This is a genomic window from Aggregatibacter valvarum (genome assembly GCF_980468985.1).
Genome location: NZ_OZ413141.1, coordinates 1,505,001 through 1,520,069, shown reverse-complemented (window position 1 = coordinate 1,520,069; position 15,069 = coordinate 1,505,001). Strand labels below are relative to the sequence as shown.

Genomic DNA, 15,069 nt, shown 5'->3' with positions numbered 1-15,069 from the left:
TTTCTTTTTATAATGTCCGACCTCTTAGCTAGGTATTAGCTAAGAGGTTTTCTTTTTTTATTTTATTTTTCTTTATTTTTATTTCTGGAGTACTTATGAAACATGCAATCACACTCACAACCTTGCTGATGGTCTCCTCAGACCTGTTTGCCGGTTTTCGGAATGTGAATGAGTTGGATAGTTGTTTGGTGACGGTGCAGGCCGTCAAGTCCATGGAGGCGCATTCTGTTGTAGCGCTAGAGGGACGATTGGTTCGCCAAATTGATGATGACGAATTTATTTTTCGCGATGCCACGGGGGAAATTAAGGTAGGTGTGGGTGATTATGCTTGGAACGGTATCAATATTACGCCAAACGATCGTGTCCGCATTGAAGGGGCTATTGATAAAGGTTTTATCATGCCCACCACGATCGATGTGTATCAAATTCGAAAAATTCAATAATGCCACGGTGTTACCTCGGCATTGATTGGATGTAAACAGCCATTAAACCAACCGCACTTTTAAAGCGTTTTTCCTGCGTGATGTAACAATGAAAGTGCGGTTGTTATTTCTCAAGTTTTTATACCACGGTTTTTTATACTACAGTTTTTATACCACGATTTTTTTATACTACGGGTTTTTCCCGATAGAACAGTAAACCCGGTAAGGCTAAGCCGAAAACTAACGCGCCGAGAATAAAGGTCGTGTTAATAAAAGAAGCGATCATTTGTTCAAATAAAGCGTTGGAAAAGCCATAGTGGTGAATTTGTACGATGGCAATCATTGCTTTGTATGCTTGTACGCCGGGAATCATGGGAATAATGGCAGCGACAGTAAACACTTTCGGATGTGCCAGATAACGATGAGACAAATGCACGCCGATAAAACCGATTAATGCGGCACCCACCAAGGTGGCAAAGACGATAGGCACATCGTTATACATGAGAATCGTGCGTGTAACATGTCCAAGCGCACCGAGGAGTGCGCAATATTTTAACGCTTTCGGTGGCACATTAAACACCAAGGCAAACCCCACCGCCGGAATCGCGGCAAAAAACATATCATCCAATAATAGCAGTAACCAATCCATCTTAATGTCCCCAAGTGGTGATGTTGAGTACGCTTAAGGCAAACACAATGCCGAGACAAGCGCCGAAAGTGAGAATAGTGGCGATTGCCCAACGCCCGATCCCCATATTCACATACCCTTTTAAAATATCTGCCAAAGAATTGATGAGCGGAAAGCCGGGTACCAGCAATAACACACTGGACGCTAAGGCAATTTGCGGATCGTTACCGAGTTGATATTTCAAGCTGATACCGGCAAGAAGTGAAGCAACGAAAGAGGTCACGGCAAAGACGATGATCGGATTGTAATGCCGTTTGGATAATTCTTGTCGCACAAACATGGCAACCGAGGCAGCGATGAAGGTAATGAGCGAAATGAGTGCATCACCGCCCGATAAATGAGCAAAAGAGGCGCAAGATAAACCAATCATCAAGATTACGAAATAACGGTTATATTTTAATGGCTTGAGTTGTTCGAGCTTCTTCCTGACCATGTGCAGGTTATATATTTTATGTTCGGCAGAAATCACGATGCGTTGAACGTCCGTCACCATTTGCATATTAATGCCTTTGTCGCTGTTTTTACGGGTGGTCGTGATGCAGTGGTTGTTCGCCAAGGTGGTAATAATGACGGCATTAGCCGTGAGGGCGCATTCGACACTTTCAACCCCTAATGCCAAGCCAAGGCGTTGTGCCATTTGCGCCACGACGGTGCTTTCCGCACCATGTTGTAGCAATAACAGCGCCGTTTGCACGCATAAACGCGTGATTTCCCGTTGATCTTCGTGCGTGATATTTTCTTTTGTCATAATGAATCGACCTAAAATAAACGCATAGCATTATAGACCTTTCTCATAAAACAAAAAACGCTTAATGAAATCCCCTCGAAACAGGCGCAAAAGTGCGATGTGATTTTTAGATAAATTTTAGGATTTATGCTAACTTAAACGTATTTTCAATGAGGAGTCAGTATGCAACATCATCATAAAACGATTGTCGTGAAATTTGGTACCAGCACATTAACCCAAGGTTCCCCAAAATTGAATTTGGCTTATATGATGGAAATTGTGCGTCAACTTGCGCAATTACATCAAGCCGGTTTTCGCTTGGTGATCGTCACCTCCGGCGCTATTGCGGCGGGGCGTCATTATTTGAATCATCCGCAATTGCCACCGACAGTGGCCTCTAAGCAATTATTGGCGGCGGTGGGGCAGAGCCAGTTGATCCAGACCTGGGAAAAATTATTTGCGATTTATGACATTCACATCGGACAGATGTTGCTCACCCGCGCTGATATTGAAGATCGCGAACGTTTTTTGAATGCCCGCGATACATTACAGGCTCTGTTAGACAATCAGATTATTCCGGTCATCAATGAAAATGACGCGGTGGCAACGGCGGAAATTAAAGTCGGGGATAACGATAATTTATCGGCATTGGTGGCGATTTTAGTGCAAGCAGAACAGCTTTATTTGCTCACAGATCAGCAAGGGTTGTTTGACAGCGACCCGCGTAAAAACCCGCAAGCGAAATTAATTCCCGTGGTGGATAAAATCACCGATCACATCCGTTCTATCGCTGGGGGAAGCGGGACAAATTTAGGCACCGGTGGAATGTCCACGAAAATCGCGGCGGCAGATGTTGCCACCCGTTCCGGCATTGAAACCATTATTGCACCTGGCAATCAAGCCAATGTGATCGTCGATTTAGCGTATGATCAGGCGATTGGTACGAAATTCACCGTGCAGGCGGATCGTCTGGAAAGTCGTAAACAGTGGTTATTTGCGGCACCCTCGGCCGGGGTGTTGGTGGTGGATGACGGCGCTGAAAGTGCGGTGTTAATTCAGCATAAATCCTTATTGCCGGCAGGTATCGTCGAAGTCAGCGGGCGTTTCTCCCGTGGTGAAGTGGTGCGTATTCGCACGCGATCAGGCAAGGATATTGCACTGGGTATGCCGCGTTATAATAGCGATGCGTTAGAGCTTATCAAAGGTAAACATTCGCAAGATATTGAGCAGATTTTAGGCTATGAGTATGGCGCAGTGGCAGTGCATCGTGATGATATGATTGTGTTGTAAAATGCGATCAATGTTGACCGCACTTTTCCATGGATTTGATGGTATTTTATGCCGTTATGCCCTATGTGATGTACTTGATGTGGCGTATTCCATGTGGCTCGTTACATTGCGTAATTGAATAGGAGCCAAAGGTGTTAAAGACGTTGATTTAAGAGAAAGTGCGGTAATTTTTTTACCGCACTTTTTTTCATCGTATTTTTACTCTATAGAGGATGAATTTGATTTTTGTTTTGCGAGGTTTTTTCGCATTTTTGTGTTCAGTGATTCCACCAGTACAGAAAAGCCCATAGCAAAATAAATATACGCTTTAGGAACATGAATACCGGCACTTTCAATGATTAAGGTTACCCCAATGAGGATCAAAAAGGTCAACGCTAAAATTTTGAAGGTTGGGTGGCTTTCCACAAAATCCCCGATGGGTTTTGCGGCAAACATCATCATGCCCACGGCGATAATAATGGCGCTGACCATAATGCCAATTTGATTGACCATCCCCACCGCCGTAATCACGGAGTCGAGTGAGAAGACAATGTCCAGTAAGGCAATTTGAATCAATACGCCGATAAAACTCACTTTCTTATGGTTTTCGTGATGTGCCTCTTCCTTATGTGGCACCATCGCTTCGCGAATTTCATTCATACTTTTGACGATCAAGAATAAACCACCAAAGAAGAGAATCAAATCACGGCCGGAAACGCCTTTGCCCAGAATCTCAAAGAGCGGCTCAGTAAGTCGCATCATCCAAGAAAGTGTTAATAAAAGTAGGATACGTGTTCCCATTGCCAGACCTAACCCGATAATACGCCCCGGTTGACGTTGTTTTTCCGGTAATTTGGCAACAAGAATGCTGATTAAAATAATGTTGTCTATACCCAATACGATTTCTAATGCCGCAAGGGTAAATAAGGCGACTAACGCCTCAGGGCTTAATAGCCATTCAAACATAATGTTTCCTTAAAATATAAATGGGTGCGCGATCATATAGCTTTGACGATGAAATGAAAAGAGGCTATATGCGCTGTTGCACAAATTGTTGCAGAATTTCGTGAGTAAATGCTTTACGCAAGTAAAAACCAAGAGGAAGCGTATCAATAATTTCGCCATGTTTGCCGATGCCTTTGGTTAAGGACTTACTATTCGCGCCTTTCGGGCGGAGTTGCAAGACTTCCCCTAATCGTGCATTAATTTTATCCAGTTGACCTAACACGATGTAATCCATGAGTTCTTCCCAGTCTCGTTGCAGTTGGCGTTCTTGCTGTTCGCTAGGTTGCCAAAGAATAGGCGTACCGATGCGTCTTTCTGCCAGGGGAATAGAACGACTTCCTTCTATGGGAATCCAAAGCACGCGGGATAACTTATGGCGTACATGAGAATTTTGCCAATTCACACCACTATTTTGGATGAGAGGGGCAAGGCTCACGAACGTGGTTTCCAAAGGATAGCCTTGCGCGTTAATGGGGATCGTTTTTAACTCAATCCCTAAATGGCGGAAGTCCTGTTCCGCTTTGCTGCCTGCCGTCGCACCCAGCGCTGTTTCAAGCAGCATACCCACCCAGCCTTTATCACGTTTTAAATCCGGTGGCACGGGAATGCCGAGCTGTGCCGCTAGCTCGCCAAAACTGAGTCCGGCAATGGCTTGTGCACGGGAAAGAAGTTCTTCAGTCGTTTTTGGGATCATTGGTGATACTTCTTGAAAAAACGAGGTTTAACGGTTTCTTTGCCTTTATCAATATAAGGGATGTTTTCCAGCTGGAGCAGAAAACGTTTAGCGACTAAGCCGCCACCAAATCCGGTCAGTGTTCCGTCTTTGCCTAAAATACGATGGCAAGGAATGATAATACTGATCGGGTTGCTTCCGACTGCGCCACCCACCGCACGCACCGCATTGGGGTTGTCAATGCGTTTGGCTAACTCGCCGTAACTGCTGGTTTCGCCATAGCCAATTTGGCGGAGCGCTTGCCAAATGCGTTGCTGAAACGCCGTGCCTTGTGGGGCTAGCGGAATGTCATCAAAACGTTCCGGTTCCCCGTTAAAATAGCGATCCAGCGCCTCGCACACTTGTGCAAACAAAGGCAACTCGTTGTTTTCCTGCCATTTGGGATTCGGTGCAAATTGTTCCAGTTCACAATCTAAATGTGTCAAAAATTTGCCATCAGAAAGCATCAGCAATTTGCCGATAGGCGAGGGATAATAACGGTAAAAAAGTGCGGTCATATTTTTCTCTGTTTTACAAAAATAAAAGCGTACCGAAGTACGCTGATATTATGCGGAATTTTGATGCCAATTAGAAACGGTAATTGAGGTTTAAACCGTAAAGGTTGGCAGAGGCTTTTGAGTGATAATCCGCTTCTACCACAACTAAGCCATTGGCTAAGCTTTGTTTTTCTTTAAAGTTAAGTTTTTTCCCGTGTAAATAAGCATAACCGAAATCTACGTCAAAATTCGGCGTGAATTTATAGGTCGCACCCACGCTATACCAAGTGCGGTCGGTATCCGGAATGGAGGCTGAATGATGTTCTCCGGCGGCACTCTTATCATAAGCTACCCCTGCACGTAGGGTTAACTGTTCGGTTAAATCATAGGTTGTTCCCAGCGCGAAGCGTGAGTTATTACGATAACCTTCTTCTTTGTGGAACGCCACTTGACCGTTGTTATAGGTCGCATGGAGATCTTTTAGGCGGTGCCATTGCGTGTATTTGTAACTATAATGCAACGCTAATTTATTGGTCAGTTGGTGGAAACCGGAAAGTTCCCAATAGCTTGGCAAGTGTAACGTCAGTCCGCCTTCGCCGACATAAGCAGAAGTGCCACGTGGTGCGTAACTGATGGCATTGTTATCTTTAAAATTAATGTCTACTTTGGCGTGATAAGCGAGACCAATGCGATTTTTTTCATCGAATTGATAGAGTAAACCGGCGTTCCAACCGAATGCCCAAGCGGCTTTGTCTTGTAAATGCGTGAGCAAGGTGTCTTTATTAATTTGTGCGCCTAATCCGCCAAGACGAGCCATTAAACCTGTTGGTGGCAAACCTGCAGCTGCGGCTCTTGCGGCAAGTTGTCGTTGTAATGCCGGGCTGGTGCGTACATTATCGATGGCGGTGTCTAAAATACCGGCGGTGCGTTCCACTTTGGCTTTAGCGTAAATCGCGTTTAAACCTAAACCGGCGCTCCAGTTTTCAGTCATGCGATAAGCACCACTGAGATTTAAATTAATGGCTGTTAAATCGGTTTTCCCACCAAAAAGCCCGGCGTCATAGCCATCTTCGTATTCACTTTTTAAGCCGAAGTTCACGTTCATGCCGGCGCCGATAGCGAATTTATCGTTAACCGGTGAAACAAAATACATATTCGGAATAAACGAACCGGGTACAACGCTTTTGTGATTGGCTGAACCTTGTGCGACCTCAACACCTAGTACGTTGGCACGCACCGGGCCTCTCATGTGAATACGAGAATCCACGTAAACACCGCCGGCAGAAAAGGCATTTTGTTTGAAGAGGTTCATTAACGCTGGGTTGGTGGCGACTACAGAGGCGTTATCTGCCATCGCCGCTTCACCTGCGTAAGCGCGACCTAAACCGGAGGTAGAAACTTCTGCTAATTGGAATGCGGCAGCGGATGCGCCGGTTGCGGCACTGAAAAGAAGTGTAGAGAGGAGTGTTTTTGTCAATTTGCTTGTTGTCATTTTATTCCCTTTTTGTGCCTGCCCGAAGGTGGCGTCTGGTCAAAGTTTTTGGTTGTTATTTTAAAAGTTGGTCATTCTAAGAAAGGCAGGGAGAGGGAGCAATGTTCTTTTCGATTTTTATAAAGTGTTCAGACCAGTCAGGCAGGAAAAGTGATCTGCACCCCAAAACCTGGACACCTATTTTGAGGTGCAGATTATGTCTTACTCTTATCAATTTCGTTTAGAAATTATCAAACTCGTCACCGAACAGGATTATGGTATCCGTGAGGTGGCTAAACTTCATAACATTCCCCATTCTGCCGTCATCTATTGGCTAAAAGCATTTCGGGAAAGAGGGATTGATGGCGTAAAATCGCCTTATACAAACCTTCAAACACCGAAAATAGTGAAGTCAAAAATGAAAAAGAAAGACATTGAAATCCCGGAAACCACAGACTTTTCACCTAAAGCGTTTAAAAAGTTACAACGAGAACTCGCCTTGGCTCGTGCGGAGATTGCTTACCTAAAGGAGTTGGAGAAGCTCGACCGTCAAAAACAACGACAGAAAAAAGAAAAATCATTGAAAGATTGAAGCCGGACCACGCGTTAAATGATTTACTTCATGTGGCTAAAATGCCTCGCTCAAGCTTTTACTATAAAGAGATTAAGCGAAATTATCACGAGGTAAAAGAGACTATCTTATCGCTGTACAAAAAGAACAGAAAACGAGATGGTTATCGCCCCATGACGTTTAAATTACGCCAAATGGGTTTTCATTTGAATCATAAAACGGTGTTAAAACTGATGAACGAGTTAGGTATTCATTCCATTTTACGTAAGAAAAGACATGGAAAACGAGGAAAAACATCGCATATTGCCCCGAATTTGCTGAATCGTGACTTTACAGCAACGGCACTCAATCAAAAATGGGTAACGGATGTAACGGAATTTCAGGTTGGGCAAGAAACGCTTTATTTTTCACCGTTGATGGACTTGGCTAACCGAGAAATTATTGCCTATAACTTTGCAACACGCCAGAAGTTTTCATTGGTAAAAAAGATGTTAGAACAAGGGCTTAGTAGGCTTAAACCGACAGAATGCCCGATTATTCATAGCGACCAAGGCGTATTATATGGCTCGGCGGAATGGGTAAAGATGTTGGAGGGTAAAGCGGTGCAAAGTATGAGCCGCCGAGGAAATTGCTACGATAATGCGGTGATTGAAAGCTTTTTTGCAATATTAAAATCAGAGTGCTTTTACTCTCGAACTTATCATTCAATTGCTGAATTACAGGCTGAAATTGAAGAATATTTAGTGTATTACAACCAAAAACGAATTAAACTTGCTTTCAAAGGATTGAGCCCGGTGCAATACCGAGCTCAATATTTAAGTTAACTAACCTGTCCAACTTTTGGGGGCAGATCAAAGTGCGGTCAAATTTTGTATTGTATTTTAATAATTGCTAAACTAGTTGAAAGTATCAACTGATTTTATAAAGGAGAGAACATGAGCTCGTTAAAATGCCAAGCTGAAGAAGCAAAAGTGTGTTGTTGTGTTGATGTTGGCACCGTCATTGATGGTTCTGATTGCACCATCGATTTTGAGCAGGTTTATGCCACGGAAGCACAGGCAAAAGAAGCATTAGAATATTTGACTGAAAAAGCGAGAGCGGCAGAAAGCGAACCGTGCAATATTAACAGCGAAATAAGTGCGGTGGAAAATGGCGTTAAATTGAAAGCAACATTTGAATTTTGCTGCCAAGCGGAATCCATGATTTTCCAACTTTCTACGCGCTAAAATTTCGTGTAAAAAAGAAAAAAGCTTAAGTGTGAGAACTTAAGCTTTTTTTGTAGATGATTTGGAGTATCCCGAGTGATTACGGATCGACATAATAAAAAGGCGGTAAAAATAGGTTAAATTTTTACCGCACTTACCGAGTCGAATCTATTATTCGTGCATGCCTAATTTTTTCTCCAAATAGTGGATATTGGTGCCACCTTTTTGGAAGTTTTTATCTTCAAGAATCAGTTCATGCAACGGAATATTGGTTTTAATCCCGTCAATGATGGTTTCTGATAACGCATTTTGCATACGACGGATCGCCACTTCACGGGTATCGCCGTAAGTAATCAATTTCGCGATCATGGAATCATAATGCGGAGGAACGGTGTAACCTGCGTAAATGTGCGAATCCCAACGTACACCTAAACCGCCCGGAGAATGCAAATGATCAACTTTGCCCGGTGATGGCAAGAAGGTTTTTGGATCTTCCGCGTTGATACGACATTCAATGGCATGGCCTTTCACTTTGATGTCTTCCTGTTTGAAAGAAATCGGCAAGCCGGAAGCAATGCGCAATTGCTCTTTTACCAAGTCCACACCGGTAATCATTTCCGTCACAGGATGTTCCACTTGAATGCGGGTATTCATTTCAATGAAATAGAACTCACCGTTTTCATATAAGAATTCAAACGTACCGGCACCACGATAGCCAATTTCCACACAAGCCTTCGCACAGCGGGAACCGATATCACGACGTACTTCTTCGGTGATACCCGGTGCAGGCGCTTCTTCCACCACTTTTTGGTGGCGACGTTGCATAGAACAGTCACGTTCTGCCAAGTAAACCGCATTGCCGTGGGTGTCGGCCAATACTTGAATTTCCACGTGACGTGGGTTTTCCAAATATTTTTCCATGTAAACCATGTCGTTGTTGAAAGCCGCTTTGGCTTCGGCTTTCGTCATGGCAATAGACTCTTCCAACGCCTCTTCGCTACGCACTACACGCATACCACGACCGCCACCGCCGCCGGAGGCTTTGATAATGATCGGATAGCCGATACGTTTCGCAATTTCTTTATTTTTTGCGATGTCAGAAGTTAATGGGCCATCAGACCCCGGTACGCAAGGTACGCCCGCTTTTTTCATCGCATTAATGGCGGACACTTTATCGCCCATTAAACGAATCACGTCAGCGGTTGGGCCGATGAAGATAAAACCGGAACTTTCTACTTGTTCGGCAAAATCCGCATTTTCAGAAAGAAAACCATACCCTGGGTGAATAGCGTCGGCACCGGTCACTTCAGCTGCGGCAATAATTGCCGGAATATTTAAATAGCTTTTTGCCGATTGAGCCGGACCAATACATACGGTTTCATCCGCAAGCAGAACGTGTTTTAACTCACGGTCTGCCGTAGAATGTACCGCAACGGTTTTAATGCCCAATTCTTTACAGGCGCGCAAAATTCGCAGAGCAATTTCGCCGCGATTTGCGATAACAACTTTTTCTAACATAATAAATCCATTCTTATTTAAATTATGGTCTGCTATGTTAATTATTCAATAATAATCAACGGCTCATCAAATTCGACAGGCTCACCATCATTTACCAGAATAGCTTTTACTACGCCGGCTTTATCCGCTTCAATACGGTTCATCATTTTCATTGCTTCAACAATGCAAAGTGCATCACCCACTTTTACGGTTTGCCCCACTTCAACAAAGGCTTTCGCTTCTGGGCTTGGGCTACGATAGAATGTGCCGACCATCGGAGAGCGGATCTTATGACCGGCAATTTCCTCAGGTGCGGCAGCAGGTGCTGCTGGTGCTGCGACAGGTGCAGCAGGTGCCGCAACCGGTGTTGGTGCCGCTGCCGGAATGGAATATTGAACATTTGCCGGTGTAGCAACTGTAGCACGACTAATGCGTACAGAGCCCTCTTCTTCTGAAACTTCAAGTTCCGTAATGCCGGATTCTTCTACTAATTCAATCAGTTTTTTAATTTTACGAATGTCCATAGTTTTCCCTAAAACATATTAAATTTAAACCGCACTTTTTAGAAAAAAAGCGCGGTGTGGATTAAGATAAATTTTCGGTCGAGAGATTACCGCAAAATCATCATTTTGGCGATAAAATTCTGTGATTTTCGTTAAATTTCGTCAAATTTTACTTTTTTGAAAGATAATTTACCGCAAACTGCAACGCAAAATCATACCCTTGCGCACCGCAGCCACAAATCACACTTTCCGCCACATCACTAAAATAGGAATGATGACGAAAGGGTTCGCGTTTGTGAATATTGGATAAATGCATTTCAACGAAAGGAATGCCAACGGCAAGTAACGCATCACGCAACGCCACGCTGGTGTGAGTATAGGCCGCAGGATTGATAATAATAAAATCCACTTTTTGAAAGCTTTGATGAATTTTCTCAATCAATTTTTCTTCGCTATTGGCTTGAAAACAATCCAGTGCCACTTGCTGTTTTGCCGCTTGTTGTTGCAAATGCTGCTCAATTGCTGTTAATGATAAATGCCCGTAATGACCAGGCTCACGCACGCCTAACATATTTAAGTTCGGGCCATTTAACAGCAAAATGTTGTATTTTGATGACATATCACATTCCTTTTTATTGCGCGCATTATAATGATTTTTCGCTTTCGGCTGGTCTAATCTGTAAAAACCGCACTATAAAAAATAACCGAAAAAACGACCGCACTTTTAATCTAAAATCACTTCGGTGATAAATTCCGAATCCAAGCCAACGATAGGTAATTCCGATCCCGGCCAGGCTCTGACGACTTGATAATCCATTAAATCCAGTGTGTCTAAGCCCGGCGTGACATTTGGCGTATATTGTTTTGCCATACGCGCCAGTTGAGTTAAACCGAAGCTACTTTCAATGCTGGAACTGATAACCGCTTTCATACCTAACGCATGCGCCTGTGCAATCAGCTCGGCACAACGCTCAATAGATCCTACCAAAGTCGGTTTAATCACAATCGCCGCCAAGTGCGGTTCTTTTTCCACACGAAAATCAGGCTCGCGTACACTTTCATCCCAGGCAATGTTAATGCCGGTTTCTGCCGCAAATTGGCGACTTTCCTCACGGGTTTTGCAAGGTTCTTCAATAAATTGAATGCGCGCACGATGCTCAGGTTTCACATATTTAGCAAACATTTGCGCTTTAGCCGGCGTCCAACTGCGATTAGCATCTAGCCGTAATTGCAAATCCGGAATCGCTTCTAACAACATGTCGGCAATGAGGCCATCACGATTAGCTTCATACATCCCCACTTTCACTTTCGCCACTTTTTCACCCTGCATTTGATCCAGCGGTTCATAAAGTTCATCGGGATCGCCATAACATAAAGGCGCCGTTTGATAGTTGCCTTCATCGTCCAAGCGACCTTTCATTTCAAATAACGCACAGCTTAAACCAAATGCCACAGAAGGATATAAATCCGCCGTCAAATCCAGTTTTACGTTACAACTGCGGGATTGATCCCATTTTTCCAGCCATTCGATGGCTTGGGCTTGCGCTTGGTCTAAGGTTTCATGACTAAATTCCGGCAACGGTGCAATTTCGCCCCAGCCTTCATTTTGCCCACAGCACACTTTCACCAAAAGACCTTCGCGCTTTTTCAAAAAGCGATTGCGCAAAATCAGCTGCGAATCCACCGGAATGGAATAACGGAAAAGTTGGTAACGACGATGTTGAATGGCGCAATTTTTCTTTTCATAGAAAATTTTGCCCACCTGTTGAATATGTTCCAGTAAAGCCGGATCGGTAATCTTGTCATAAATGACTACATCGAACTTATACGGAAGGGTAGTTTGCGACAGAGTTTGTTGTATGTCGTGTAACATTTCATCAGTAATGCCATCGCCTTTTAAGGCTAAATCAATGTCCGAGTCTTCACGAAAATTCCCTTTTCCGCGCGAGCCAAACAAAATCGCCGTTTTAACTTGGGGAAAATGGCGCAAATGCCAACCGATTTTTTTAATCATTGTGTCTGTTAAACCGAAATCCATTGTCTGTTACTCCGTCTATGATGAATAAAATGCGTGATGAAAGCGGGGGATTTTTGCCACATTTAAGCGACATCCCACCAAATTAACGCCCATTTGGGTTGCCCGTGTTTAATCGGTTCATTGTGCTGTTGTTTTTGGCGATAAAACTCCGCAAGACGTTGTTTTTCTTGTTCATTTAACGCCCCAAGGGAAAACTCTACGGAAGCCAGTAAGTCTTCGTAGGTTTCGCCCATAAAGCGACCGGATTCCGTTTCAATGAAATTCAGATTCGCTTGAATGCCTTTTTGATAAAGCCGATTGAGCAGGTAAATATAGGTGGGGAAACCAATATCATTACGCCCAATCGCAGAAAACACGCCTTCATCTAAAAAATGGCGTTGCGTCACCGAAGTGAGATACACCCGTTTTTTGGCTTTGGCGCAGATCTTCGCGATCATATCATCTAAGTCATCGACCAAGGTAGAGCGGGAGGCAAGTACCACATCTGCCGCCGGCACATCGTCCCAGTTATCCGCCCAAGATTTATGGAGTAAGTGTAAATTATCCAGTTGTAGGGCGTGTTTGAACTCAGCCAGTGCCGCCAACATGCCCGTGCTGTAATCCAATGCGTAAACCTGACGACAATGTTGCGCCAAAGGTACGGCAAATGTACCCGGACCGCAGCCGATATCCAAGAGGGTTTCATCCGACTGCATTTGCATTGCCGCCATTAACTGCGCGTTATAGCAACTTGGCTTACCCACCAAATTTTCAGCCATTTTGGGCGCTTTTTTATCCCATTTGTCCGGCGGCAAATGATAATGATTACAGGCGATAAGATGTTGCTTATAAAGCGCATTAAAATCTATGTCGTCGATTGTCATAATCATCCTCAGGCATTCTAAGTGCGGTCGTTTTGGGTCGTATTTTTATTTCACTCGATTTAACAGGAATTGTACGAGCAAGGAAACCGGTCTGCCGGTAGCCCCTTTGTTTGCGCCTTGTAGCCATGCGGTACCGGCAATGTCGAGGTGCGCCCATGGGTATTTCTTGGTGAAATTGGCGAGGAACGCCCCCGCTGTGATCGCACCGCCCCAACGTCCGCCAATATTGGCTAAATCGGCAAAGTTGGATTTTAACTGTTCTTGGTATTCTTCGCTTAACGGTAAACGCCATGCCTTGTCAGCACTTTGTTGTGCGGCTTGTTCAAGCGCGACGGCGATGTCGTCATGGGTGGAAACCAAACCACTGTTGTGTTGTCCTAATGCCACGACACAAGCGCCCGTTAACGTGGCAATGTCGATGACCAGTTCAGGATCGAAACGTTCTACATAAGTGAGGGTATCGCATAAGACGAGGCGGCCCTCTGCGTCAGTATTTAACACTTCCACGGTTAAGCCGTTCATAGTAGTGAGAATATCGCCCGGGCGATAAGCGTTGCCGTCTGGGAGATTTTCACAGCCAGCCATGACACCGATCACATTTAACGGCAGTTGTAATTGTGCTAAGGCATTCATTACCCCGAAAACAGAAGCCGCGCCGCACATGTCGTATTTCATTTCGTCCATGTCGGCAGCCGGTTTGAGGGAAATACCGCCGGCATCAAAGGTTAACCCTTTACCCACCAAGACAATCGGTTTGGCATTTGGATTCGGGTGATGGCGGTATTCCATAATGGCTAATTTTGCCTCGTTGTGCGCGCCGCGTGATACGGCAAGATAGGCACCCATACCCAATTTTTCCATCTCCGCTTCATCGACAATGGTGGTGTTAATCAACGGTGAGGTTTTGGCTAAGTTTAGGGCTTTGTCTGCCAAATATGCCGGGTTGCACACATTCGGTGGGCAGTTCGCCACATCTTTAGCAAGGCGTACGCCCAAGCCAATGGCGCAACCGTGTTGGATCGCTTGTTCGGCAAGTTCCTGATCGTTAGCATCAACGTTAAAAATCAATTCACAAAGTGCGGTGGATTTTTCTGCTGTTTTTTGACTCTTGAATTGAGTGAATTGATATAAATCCTGTTCGATAGTTTCAATAGCAAAGCGAATGTTCCAATAAATATCACGTTGACTCAGGGAAATTTCGGTTAAAAAACTGACCGCACTTTTAGCTTGGGTAGTTTTTAGGGCTTGGACGGTTTTTTGGATAAGCTGTTTATATTGGCGTTCATTCAGCTCGACTGCTTTACCGCAACCCACCAGTAACACACGTTCGGCGGCAATGTTGGGAAGATGGCGTAATAATGTCGTTTCGCCTAATTTACCGCTAACTTCGCCGCTTTCGACAAGTCGGCTGAGGTAATTTTGTGAAATGTCGTTAATTTTAACCGCACTTGGTGATAGGGTTTTCTCTTCAAAAACGCCGACAATCAGGCAATCGGCAGATGTGTTTATGGCGACTTGTTGCGCGCTGTAGTTCATGTTTTCCTCGCTTATTTTTCTGTTTTCAATGTCAAATTTAAGGTATTATACGCCACTTATTATTT

Annotated in this window: 17 protein-coding genes and 1 pseudogene; 5 read left to right on the top strand and 13 right to left on the bottom strand. The window is 44.3% G+C overall.

Features of this window, described 5'->3' with window-relative positions:
* Window positions 1-95: 95 nt before the first annotated feature.
* Complete coding sequence (locus AC30SF_RS07120; protein WP_295974142.1) at window positions 96-443, top strand: YgiW/YdeI family stress tolerance OB fold protein; 348 nt, start codon at window positions 96-98, stop codon at window positions 441-443.
* A 163-nt stretch (window positions 444-606) separates the two neighbouring features.
* Here the strand turns inward: AC30SF_RS07120 and AC30SF_RS07115 are convergent, their stop codons facing one another.
* Window positions 607-1,071 (bottom strand): threonine/serine exporter family protein, encoded by a 465-nt coding sequence (locus tag AC30SF_RS07115; protein ID WP_489608013.1) that lies wholly within the window; start codon window positions 1,069-1,071, stop codon window positions 607-609.
* Between the two features lies 1 nt (window position 1,072).
* Entirely contained in the window at window positions 1,073-1,858 is a 786-nt protein-coding gene (locus tag AC30SF_RS07110; RefSeq protein ID WP_489608012.1) for a threonine/serine exporter family protein, read from the bottom strand.
* A gap of 162 nt (window positions 1,859-2,020) precedes the next feature.
* On the opposite strand from AC30SF_RS07110, the gene proB reads away from it, so the two are divergent.
* Window positions 2,021-3,127, top strand: a complete 1,107-nt coding sequence (proB, locus tag AC30SF_RS07105; RefSeq protein ID WP_489608011.1) for a glutamate 5-kinase — start codon at window positions 2,021-2,023, stop codon at window positions 3,125-3,127.
* A gap of 198 nt (window positions 3,128-3,325) precedes the next feature.
* Here proB and AC30SF_RS07100 read toward each other — a convergent pair whose 3' ends face one another.
* From AC30SF_RS07100 to AC30SF_RS07085, 4 genes are all read right to left on the bottom strand, one after another.
* The gene (locus tag AC30SF_RS07100; protein WP_296026079.1) at window positions 3,326-4,072 is read right to left on the bottom strand and encodes a TerC family protein; all 747 of its coding nucleotides are present in this window, start codon (window positions 4,070-4,072) and stop codon (window positions 3,326-3,328) included.
* Between the two features lie 64 nt (window positions 4,073-4,136).
* Window positions 4,137-4,805, bottom strand: a complete 669-nt coding sequence (gene mutH / locus AC30SF_RS07095; RefSeq protein ID WP_489608010.1) for a DNA mismatch repair endonuclease MutH — start codon at window positions 4,803-4,805, stop codon at window positions 4,137-4,139.
* On the bottom strand, window positions 4,802-5,341 hold the full coding sequence (locus AC30SF_RS07090) for a methylated-DNA--[protein]-cysteine S-methyltransferase (RefSeq protein WP_314117139.1): 540 nt from the start codon (window positions 5,339-5,341) through the stop codon (window positions 4,802-4,804). The genes mutH and AC30SF_RS07090 overlap by 4 nt, the downstream gene beginning before the upstream one ends.
* 70 nt (window positions 5,342-5,411) lie before the next feature.
* On the bottom strand, window positions 5,412-6,812 hold the full coding sequence (locus AC30SF_RS07085) for an outer membrane protein transport protein (RefSeq protein WP_489608009.1): 1,401 nt from the start codon (window positions 6,810-6,812) through the stop codon (window positions 5,412-5,414).
* Window positions 6,813-7,008: 196 nt separating this feature from the next.
* Between AC30SF_RS07085 and AC30SF_RS07080 the strand changes: the two genes are divergently transcribed.
* From AC30SF_RS07080 to AC30SF_RS07070, 3 genes are all read left to right on the top strand, one after another.
* On the top strand, window positions 7,009-7,383 hold the full coding sequence (locus tag AC30SF_RS07080; RefSeq protein WP_489607422.1) for a transposase: 375 nt from the start codon (window positions 7,009-7,011) through the stop codon (window positions 7,381-7,383).
* On the top strand, window positions 7,380-8,186 hold the full coding sequence (locus AC30SF_RS07075; RefSeq protein ID WP_489607421.1) for an IS3 family transposase: 807 nt from the start codon (window positions 7,380-7,382) through the stop codon (window positions 8,184-8,186). The genes AC30SF_RS07080 and AC30SF_RS07075 overlap by 4 nt, the downstream gene beginning before the upstream one ends.
* A 111-nt stretch (window positions 8,187-8,297) precedes the next feature.
* Entirely contained in the window at window positions 8,298-8,588 is a 291-nt protein-coding gene (locus AC30SF_RS07070; protein ID WP_489608008.1) for a YfcZ/YiiS family protein, read from the top strand.
* Window positions 8,589-8,738: 150 nt separating this feature from the next.
* Here the strand turns inward: AC30SF_RS07070 and accC are convergent, their stop codons facing one another.
* From accC to AC30SF_RS07035, 7 genes and pseudogenes are all read right to left on the bottom strand, one after another.
* Window positions 8,739-10,085, bottom strand: a complete 1,347-nt coding sequence (gene accC, locus AC30SF_RS07065; protein WP_311461261.1) for an acetyl-CoA carboxylase biotin carboxylase subunit — start codon at window positions 10,083-10,085, stop codon at window positions 8,739-8,741.
* A 41-nt stretch (window positions 10,086-10,126) separates the two neighbouring features.
* A complete protein-coding gene (accB, locus tag AC30SF_RS07060; protein WP_209364473.1) occupies window positions 10,127-10,588 on the bottom strand; it encodes an acetyl-CoA carboxylase biotin carboxyl carrier protein in 462 nt (153 codons plus the stop codon).
* 148 nt (window positions 10,589-10,736) lie between these two features.
* On the bottom strand, window positions 10,737-11,186 hold the full coding sequence (aroQ, locus tag AC30SF_RS07055) for a type II 3-dehydroquinate dehydratase (protein WP_489608007.1): 450 nt from the start codon (window positions 11,184-11,186) through the stop codon (window positions 10,737-10,739).
* Window positions 11,187-11,291: 105 nt separating this feature from the next.
* Entirely contained in the window at window positions 11,292-12,293 is a 1,002-nt protein-coding gene (gene menC / locus AC30SF_RS07050) for an o-succinylbenzoate synthase (RefSeq protein WP_489608316.1), read from the bottom strand.
* Window positions 12,294-12,314: 21 nt separating this feature from the next.
* A pseudogene (locus AC30SF_RS07045) lies at window positions 12,315-12,581 on the bottom strand (nucleotidyltransferase domain-containing protein); the annotation flags it as partial.
* An 86-nt stretch (window positions 12,582-12,667) separates the two neighbouring features.
* Window positions 12,668-13,468: a class I SAM-dependent methyltransferase gene (locus AC30SF_RS07040; protein WP_489608006.1), complete on the bottom strand. Its 801-nt coding sequence runs from the start codon at window positions 13,466-13,468 to the stop codon at window positions 12,668-12,670.
* A 45-nt stretch (window positions 13,469-13,513) separates the two neighbouring features.
* Window positions 13,514-15,004, bottom strand: a complete 1,491-nt coding sequence (locus AC30SF_RS07035) for a leucyl aminopeptidase (protein ID WP_489608005.1) — start codon at window positions 15,002-15,004, stop codon at window positions 13,514-13,516.
* Window positions 15,005-15,069: the final 65 nt, after the last annotated feature.

Coding starts and splice junctions, on each gene's coding strand:
- AC30SF_RS07100 (WP_296026079.1), bottom strand. CDS start 4,072: ATGTTTGAATGGCTATTAAGCCCTGAGGCGTTAGTCGCCTTATTTACC.
- AC30SF_RS07085 (WP_489608009.1), bottom strand. CDS start 6,812: ATGACAACAAGCAAATTGACAAAAACACTCCTCTCTACACTTCTTTTC.
- AC30SF_RS07040 (WP_489608006.1), bottom strand. CDS start 13,468: ATGACAATCGACGACATAGATTTTAATGCGCTTTATAAGCAACATCTT.
- AC30SF_RS07090 (WP_314117139.1), bottom strand. CDS start 5,341: ATGACCGCACTTTTTTACCGTTATTATCCCTCGCCTATCGGCAAATTG.
- AC30SF_RS07110 (WP_489608012.1), bottom strand. CDS start 1,858: ATGACAAAAGAAAATATCACGCACGAAGATCAACGGGAAATCACGCGT.
- mutH (WP_489608010.1), bottom strand. CDS start 4,805: ATGATCCCAAAAACGACTGAAGAACTTCTTTCCCGTGCACAAGCCATT.
- AC30SF_RS07070 (WP_489608008.1), top strand. CDS start 8,298: ATGAGCTCGTTAAAATGCCAAGCTGAAGAAGCAAAAGTGTGTTGTTGT.
- accB (WP_209364473.1), bottom strand. CDS start 10,588: ATGGACATTCGTAAAATTAAAAAACTGATTGAATTAGTAGAAGAATCC.
- accC (WP_311461261.1), bottom strand. CDS start 10,085: ATGTTAGAAAAAGTTGTTATCGCAAATCGCGGCGAAATTGCTCTGCGA.
- proB (WP_489608011.1), top strand. CDS start 2,021: ATGCAACATCATCATAAAACGATTGTCGTGAAATTTGGTACCAGCACA.
- AC30SF_RS07115 (WP_489608013.1), bottom strand. CDS start 1,071: ATGGATTGGTTACTGCTATTATTGGATGATATGTTTTTTGCCGCGATT.
- aroQ (WP_489608007.1), bottom strand. CDS start 11,186: ATGTCATCAAAATACAACATTTTGCTGTTAAATGGCCCGAACTTAAAT.
- AC30SF_RS07080 (WP_489607422.1), top strand. CDS start 7,009: ATGTCTTACTCTTATCAATTTCGTTTAGAAATTATCAAACTCGTCACC.
- AC30SF_RS07120 (WP_295974142.1), top strand. CDS start 96: ATGAAACATGCAATCACACTCACAACCTTGCTGATGGTCTCCTCAGAC.
- AC30SF_RS07035 (WP_489608005.1), bottom strand. CDS start 15,004: ATGAACTACAGCGCGCAACAAGTCGCCATAAACACATCTGCCGATTGC.